The following is a 7308-nucleotide window of genomic DNA, read 5'->3' as shown; positions in this document are numbered from 1 at the left end:
GCAAAGGTCTCGGGCTGTTTACCGAGGCGCCGGGCTACCTGAAAACCGGGCAATCAATCATCCCCCCAATATCTTAAGATATTGGGGGGATGATTTTTATATAGCTAAATGGATTGTTTAAGCTTATTCATCTTCCGTGAGAAAGCCGCGCAACTTTTGCATGGCTTTGACTTCGATTTGGCGGATGCGTTCTGCCGATACGCCGTATTCGGCCGCCAGCTCGTGAAGCGTGAGGCCGCCATCATCTTGCAACCAGCGGCTCTCCACGATGCGGCGGCTGCGGTCGTCGAGTTGGGCCAGCGCATTTTGCAAGCCTTCTGTTTGCAGCAGGTGATGGGCTTTTTGGGCGATTTGCTGGGTGGGCTCGTTGTGGTTGTCGGCCAGCCAATCGATGGGGGCGTAGCTGTCCTCATCGTCGCTGTTGTCGGCCAGCAGTGCTACATCTTTACCGGTCATGCGCTGTTCCATTTCCAGCACTTCGCTCATTTTTACGCCCAAATCGTCAGCGATGGTTTGCGCTTCTTCCGGAGACAGGGCGCTCAGGCTTTTGCGCATGCTGCGCAGATTGAAAAACAGTTTGCGTTGCGGCTTGGTGGTGGCCACGCGCACCATGCGCCAGTTGCGCAAAATGAATTCATGGATCTCGGCTTTTATCCAGTGTACGGCGAAAGAAAACAGACGTGCGCCGCGGCCGGGCTCGTAGCGTTTGACCGCTTTCATCAGACCGATGTTGCCTTCTTGGATCAGGTCGGCTTGATTCAAGCCGTAGCCGTCGTAGCCGCGCGCGATGGATACCACCACGCGCAGATGAGACAGAATCAGCTGTTTGGCTGCTTCTAGGTCGCCTTGCTGCTGACGCACGGCGAGAGAATGTTCTTCTTCGGGGGTGAGTAGAGGAATGCTGTTTACGGTGTGAATGTACTGCTCCAAGCTGCCGTGGCCACTGGGTACGGGCAAAGCAAAGGCGGTGTTCAGAGTCATATATACTGCTTCCTTCTTGTATGTGATGTGGTTCGGTGGATGCCGAACGGGGCATTCTAACACCATTTCCACGAAGCCATATTAAACACCAAAACCCTGTGAGCTTGGTTTATCAATAGGTAAAATTTTGTATTTTTATAAATACTATTTATTTTTTAAATTTGATCGAATCACTCGGGAATTTGGGATGATGGTGGGTGTGCCCTAGTTGAACGGCTGGTTTGGCTTATTCGATGGTGCCGCTTGCTTTCGCCCAAGCAGGAGCAGCGTAAGGGCGAGGGCCAAGCAGAAGCCGATGAAAGGCAGCGAGCCACCCATGCGCATAAAAGGGGTCTGGCCTTGATAACCTTGGACGGTGCCTTCCAGCACCATGCGGGTGTCGGCTTTGGCGGCAGCCACGATGCGGCCTTGTGGGTTGATGATGGCGGTGGCGCCGGTGTTGGTGGCGCGTACCATGTAGCGGCCAAGCTCAAGGGCGCGGGTTTGTGATTGTTGTAGGTGTTGGAACATGGCGTTGGATTGGCCGTACCAAGCCATATTGCTGACGTTGGCCAACAGGCTGGATTGTTTGGCCGAGGCGATGAGTTCGTCGCCAAAACCGTCTTCGTAGCAGATATTGAAGGCGACTTTTTGCCTGGCCAGCTCCAAAGGAGCTTGACTGGTCCCGCCGCGGTCGAAGTCGGCCAAGGGCATGTTCATCATTTTATAGAGCGGCTCAGTCAGCGCGGGCAGGGGCTTGTATTCACCGAAGGGCACCAAATGGTCTTTGGCATAGTAGGGAATGTCGTCCGGCCGGTCGGGATGGTAGTGGCTGAGATTGAGTACGGCGTTCAGGTAGCCTGTGCGCTCGGCATTGTATTGTGCCATGCCGATGGCTAAGGCGCTGCCGTTGCGTTGGGCTTCGTAGGCAAATTGGTCGAGCACGCCCGGATGATGGGTTTGTAAATCCTGCCGCATAAGAGGGAGGGCGGTTTCAGGTAGGATGAGGATGTCCGCCTGTGTGCGGGCTACCTGTTCGTAGTAGTTTTGAATGGTGGCGGAGAGTTGTTCTGGCTGCCATTTCAGGGTTTGCGGTACATTGCCTTGGGCTAGGGCGACGCTGTTGCTGCTGCCGTCGGGCGTGGTGAATGCGGTGTGGCGCAACAACCAGCCGCCGCCGAAGAGCATGCCGAGCAGGAGTGTGTAGAAAAAGCGTTGACGCCAAAAATGGCTGCGCAGGCAAAGGAACAGCCAAGCGCCGGAGAAGGCGCAAACCAAGGTAACCAAATGCAGGCCGCCGACAGGGGCGTAGCCGGCCAGAGGGGAGAAGTCGGCAATTTGGCTGTACCCCAAGGCACCCCAGCCGAATCCGGTAAGGGCGCGTTCGCGGGCAAATTCGGTCAATGTCCACAATAGGGGCAGCAGCAGACCGATGCGCCAAGGGCGAGATAAGGCCGATTTTTCCAGTAGCCAAAAGCAGGCGGCGGGATAGAGGGCTAAGTAGGCGGGCAGCAGCAGGGTAAGGGGCAGGGCGTATAGGTTGGGCAGGCCGGAGACATCGTGCAGTGCGGTGTGTACCCAATAAAACTGGGCGGTATAGCCGATTAGGCCGAAGAGGTAGGCGCTGCGGACGCTGATGGTCGGGCGTAGCTCGGTCAGGAAAATAAGGGCGGCCAACAGCAGGGGCATCAGCCAAAACTGGTAGTAAGGAGCAAAAGCGAACGGGGTGGCGGCGGCAATCAGAAACAATGACGGCCAATAAGCAAGCGGACGGCGGAAGCAATCATCCAAGCGGGCGGCTGGGCTCATGTTTTCAGGTAGCCTTTTTTGATGGAAGGAGATGAATTTGGATTTTTATAGGTCATTCGGTGAGGTGTCGGATTTTTATCAAGATATCCGGAGGAACCGAAGCGTGGCTGTTCCGGGCTTGTTCTCTATTCTATAAGGCCGGTTAACCGTGCAGGATGAGCGGGAGGTCGGCCACCTCCCGTTTGGATACTTTAAGCAGGGTCTGCGGCGTAAGACTTCAGTAAGCTTCGGAAAGTTTCGGCAGTCTCCGGATGTTTCAAGCCATAGGCCAATGTGGCTTCCAGGTAGCCCAGTTTGCTGCCGCAGTCGTAACGTTTGCCTTCAAAGGCATGTGCCAATACCGGCTCGTGCTCCAGCAACTTGGCAATGCCGTCGGTTAGTTGGATTTCGCCACCTGCTCCGCGACCGATGGTGGTGAGCAAGTCGAAAATGCGCGGCGTGAGTAAGTAACGACCCACTACTGCCAGATTGGAAGGGGCTTCCTCCGGTTTGGGTTTTTCCACAATACTGCTGATGCGTTGGTGTTGTTGCCAAGAATGGACTTCCACGATGCCGTATGAGCCGGTTTGCGACGGTTCCACGGTTTCCACGCCCAAAACGCTGTTGCCGGTTTGTTGGTAAATTTCAACCATCTGGCTGATGGCGCCCTGCGGGGCGTCGATCAAGTCATCAGCCAAAATCACCGCAAAAGGTTCGTTGCCAACCGCTGCCTGTGCACACAACACCGCATGACCCAGACCGAGTGCTTCGGCCTGGCGGATATACATGCAGGTTACGCCTGCGGGCAGAATATCTTGGACATGTGCCAGCAAGGCGGTTTTATTGCGTTGCGCCAGCTCGCTTTCGAGTTCGTAAGCTTTATCGAAATGATCTTCAATACTGCGTTTGTTACGGCCGGTTACGAAAATCAGCTCCGTGCAGCCGGCGGCCACGGCTTCTTCTACGGCATATTGAATCAGCGGCTTGTCAACAATCGGCAGCATCTCTTTAGGGCTGGCTTTGGTGGCGGGCAAAAACCGTGTGCCCATGCCGGCTACGGGGAAAACCGCTTTTTTAATATTTGGAAAAGCATTTGTCGGCATATGGATTCTCTAGTTTCGTTGATTTTAAGTGGTAACGGATGGCAAACCGGGCGCGGATTATAGCAGAAGGCTACCTGAAAAACTGTGGTGGATAAAACAAAGAGTGGTGAGTGAGTGCGGGCAGATGTGATGAGGTTTTGTGGTTAAAATACCGAGAAATCGACGTTTTTTGATTTCGTTCGTTGACCCGCTCTTGCTTGGCGGCATATAATTCCGCTCTTGTCGGCATGGTGCCGGCAGAATATTTTAACTCAACAGGACGAGAAAATATGCCAACTATCAATCAATTGGTACGCAAAGGCCGTCAAAAGCCCGTGTACGTAAATAAAGTGCCCGCACTGGAAGCGTGCCCGCAAAAACGCGGCGTATGTACCCGTGTGTACACTACCACCCCTAAAAAGCCGAACTCTGCTTTGCGTAAAGTGTGTAAAGTTCGCCTGACCAACGGTTTTGAAGTGATTTCCTACATCGGCGGTGAAGGCCACAACCTGCAAGAGCACAGCGTAGTGCTGATTCGCGGCGGTCGTGTGAAAGACTTGCCTGGTGTGCGTTACCATACCGTTCGCGGCTCTTTGGATACCGCTGGCGTGAAAGACCGTAAACAAGCTCGTTCCAAATACGGTGCCAAACGCCCCAAGTAAATTAAATAAACCATGGCACGTCGGCTTTGCCGTTTAGCATGATGCAAATGTGCGGCCGAGTAAGTGAATGCTTGTGTATGGGCATTCATGGGGTTGCCCCAACTGAATAGATATTTTAAGGAATTAAAATGCCAAGACGTAGAGAAGTTCCCAAGCGCGATGTATTGCCGGATCCGAAATTCGGCAGCGTTGAATTGACTAAATTCATGAACGTGTTGATGATTGACGGCAAGAAATCTGTTGCCGAGCGTATTGTTTACGGTGCGTTGGAACAAATTGAAAAGAAAACCGGCAAAGCTGCCATTGAGGTGTTCAATGAGGCCATCGCCAATGCTAAACCTGTTGTGGAAGTGAAGAGCCGCCGTGTCGGTGGTGCCAACTACCAAGTTCCTGTTGAGGTTCGTCCTTCACGCCGTTTGGCTTTGGCGATGCGTTGGGTGCGTGATGCAGCCCGTAAACGCGGTGAAAAATCCATGGATTTGCGTTTGGCTGGTGAGTTGATGGATGCGGCTGAAGGCCGTGGCGGCGCCATGAAGAAACGTGAAGAAGTACACCGTATGGCTGAAGCCAACAAAGCATTCTCACACTTCCGCTTCTAATCCATATTTAGAAAGGCGACCAAAATGGCTCGTAAAACCCCAATTAGCCTGTACCGCAATATCGGCATTTCTGCCCATATTGATGCGGGCAAAACCACCACTACCGAACGTATCCTGTTCTATACCGGTCTGACCCATAAACTGGGTGAGGTGCACGATGGTGCGGCTACCACCGACTACATGGAACAAGAACAAGAGCGTGGTATTACCATTACTTCTGCTGCTGTTACCTCTTACTGGAAAGGTATGGCCGGCCAGTTCCCGGAGCACCGTTTCAACATCATTGATACTCCCGGACACGTTGACTTTACCGTGGAAGTAGAACGTTCTATGCGTGTTTTGGATGGTGCGGTTATGGTGTACTGCGCTGTAGGTGGTGTTCAACCCCAGTCTGAAACCGTGTGGCGTCAAGCCAATAAATACCAAGTTCCCCGCTTGGCTTTCGTGAACAAGATGGACCGCCAAGGTGCCAACTTCTTCCGCGTGGTGGAGCAAATGAAAACCCGTCTGCGTGCCAATCCTGTGCCCATCGTGGTGCCGGTAGGTGCGGAAGATAGCTTCGAAGGCGTAGTTGACCTGCTGAAGATGAAAGCCATCATTTGGAATGAGGCCGACAAAGGCACCACTTTCGAATACGGCGATATCCCGGCTGATTTGGTGGCTACTGCCGAAGAGTGGCGTCAAAACATGATTGAAGCCGCTGCTGAAGCCAGCGAAGAGTTGATGGATAAATACCTGGGCGGCGACGAGCTGAGCGAAGAAGAGATCATTGCTGGCTTGCGCCAACGTACTTTGGCTGGCGAAATTCAGCCGATGTTGTGCGGCTCAGCTTTCAAAAACAAAGGTGTGCAACGTATGTTGGATGCGGTTGTTGAGCTGCTGCCTGCTCCGACCGATATTCCGCCGGTACAAGGCGAAACGCCCGATGGCGAAAAAGCCACCCGTGAGGCAGACGACAACGCAAAATTCTCTGCTTTGGCGTTCAAAATGCTCAACGACAAATACGTTGGCCAGTTGACCTTCATCCGTGTTTATTCAGGCGTAGTGAAATCCGGTGACAGCGTGATCAACTCGGTAAAAGGTACCCGTGAGCGCATCGGCCGTTTGGTGCAAATGACTGCGGCAGACCGTACCGAAATCGAAGAAGTGCGTGCCGGTGATATTGCCGCAGCCATCGGTTTGAAAGACGTGACTACCGGTGAAACCCTGTGTGCTGAAGATGCCCCCATTATTCTTGAGCGTATGGAATTCCCTGAGCCGGTGATTCACGTGGCGGTCGAGCCGAAGACCAAAGCCGACCAAGAGAAAATGGGTATTGCTTTGAATCGCCTGGCAAAAGAAGACCCTTCTTTCCGCGTGCGTACCGATGAAGAATCCGGTCAAACCATTATTTCCGGTATGGGCGAACTGCACTTGGAAATTATTGTTGACCGTATGAAGCGTGAATTTGGTGTGGATGCGAATGTAGGTGCGCCGCAAGTGGCTTACCGCGAAACCATCCGCAAAGAAGTGGAATCTGAAGCCAAGCACGTGAAACAGTCTGGCGGTAAAGGTCAATACGGTCACGTGGTGATCAAAATGGAGCCTTTGGAGCCGGGTGGCGAAGGTTACGAATTTATCGATGAGATTAAAGGTGGTGTGATTCCGCGTGAATTCATCCCCTCTTGCGATAAAGGTATTCGCGATACCTTGCCGAACGGTATTGTTGCAGGCTACCCCGTGGTAGATGTACGCGTTCGCTTGATCTTTGGTTCTTACCATGATGTGGACTCTTCTCAAATCGCCTTTGAATTGGCTGCTTCTATGGCCTTCAAAGAAGGTATGAAAAAAGCCAGCCCGGTTCTGTTGGAGCCGATCATGGCGGTCGAAGTGGAAACGCCTGAAGAGTATATGGGCGATGTGATGGGTGACTTGAACCGTCGTCGCGGCATCGTACTGGGCATGGATGATGACGGTATTGGTGGCAAGAAGGTGCGTGCCGAGGTGCCGTTGGCTGAAATGTTTGGCTACTCTACCGACTTGCGCTCCGCCACCCAAGGCCGTGCCACTTACTCCATGGAGTTCAAGAAGTATGCGGAAGCGCCTGCACATGTTGCCGCCCAAGTGACCGAGGCGCGTAAGGGCTAATCGGTCGTCAGGCTGCCTGAAAATGCCTGATGATATGATTTTCAGGTAGCCTTTGTTCTTTGTGATCTTTATTAAATGAAGGAATTAGCT

The 7308-nt window shown here is 53.0% G+C and carries 6 protein-coding genes; 3 read left to right on the top strand and 3 right to left on the bottom strand.

The features are described 5' to 3' along the window. Positions 1–123 precede the first annotated feature (123 nt). From rpoH to galU, 3 genes are all read right to left on the bottom strand, one after another. Positions 124–975, bottom strand: coding sequence for an RNA polymerase sigma factor RpoH (gene rpoH, locus HMPREF9371_RS05770; protein ID WP_040660859.1), 852 nt, complete (start codon positions 973–975; stop codon positions 124–126). A gap of 210 nt (positions 976–1185) precedes the next feature. Beyond that, positions 1186–2769 carry an apolipoprotein N-acyltransferase gene (gene lnt / locus HMPREF9371_RS05765; protein ID WP_009119036.1) on the bottom strand — a complete coding sequence of 528 codons (1584 nt, stop codon included), beginning with the start codon at positions 2767–2769 and terminating at the stop codon, positions 1186–1188. A gap of 191 nt (positions 2770–2960) precedes the next feature. After that, positions 2961–3851: a UTP--glucose-1-phosphate uridylyltransferase GalU gene (galU, locus tag HMPREF9371_RS05760; RefSeq protein WP_009119035.1), complete on the bottom strand. Its 891-nt coding sequence runs from the start codon at positions 3849–3851 to the stop codon at positions 2961–2963. A gap of 269 nt (positions 3852–4120) precedes the next feature. Here galU and rpsL point away from each other — a divergent pair, with 269 nt between their 5' ends. The 3 genes from rpsL to fusA all read left to right on the top strand — a co-directional run bounded on the left by rpsL (position 4121) and on the right by fusA (position 7218). Further along, positions 4121–4492, top strand: a complete 372-nt coding sequence (gene rpsL / locus HMPREF9371_RS05755; protein ID WP_002218431.1) for a 30S ribosomal protein S12 — start codon at positions 4121–4123, stop codon at positions 4490–4492. A 128-nt stretch (positions 4493–4620) separates the two neighbouring features. Beyond that, positions 4621–5091, top strand: a complete 471-nt coding sequence (gene rpsG / locus HMPREF9371_RS05750) for a 30S ribosomal protein S7 (protein ID WP_009119033.1) — start codon at positions 4621–4623, stop codon at positions 5089–5091. Positions 5092–5115: 24 nt separating this feature from the next. After that, on the top strand, positions 5116–7218 hold the full coding sequence (gene fusA / locus HMPREF9371_RS05745; RefSeq protein WP_009119032.1) for an elongation factor G: 2103 nt from the start codon (positions 5116–5118) through the stop codon (positions 7216–7218). Positions 7219–7308 lie beyond the last annotated feature (90 nt).

Origin of the sequence: Neisseria shayeganii 871, from assembly GCF_000226875.1 — a bacterium.
Classification (GTDB): Bacteria; Pseudomonadota; Gammaproteobacteria; order Burkholderiales; family Neisseriaceae; genus Eikenella; species Eikenella shayeganii.
Note: the sequence above shows the minus strand (reverse complement) of the source record. Positions and strands in the feature narration are given on the sequence as shown.

What these genes read in the sequence shown, in the direction of transcription:
- lnt (WP_009119036.1), bottom strand. Translation starts at nt 2,769, where the DNA reads ATGAGCCCAGCCGCCCGCTTGGATGATTGCTTCCGCCGTCCGCTTGCT.
- galU (WP_009119035.1), bottom strand. Translation starts at nt 3,851, where the DNA reads ATGCCGACAAATGCTTTTCCAAATATTAAAAAAGCGGTTTTCCCCGTA.
- rpsL (WP_002218431.1), top strand. Translation starts at nt 4,121, where the DNA reads ATGCCAACTATCAATCAATTGGTACGCAAAGGCCGTCAAAAGCCCGTG.
- rpsG (WP_009119033.1), top strand. Translation starts at nt 4,621, where the DNA reads ATGCCAAGACGTAGAGAAGTTCCCAAGCGCGATGTATTGCCGGATCCG.
- fusA (WP_009119032.1), top strand. Translation starts at nt 5,116, where the DNA reads ATGGCTCGTAAAACCCCAATTAGCCTGTACCGCAATATCGGCATTTCT.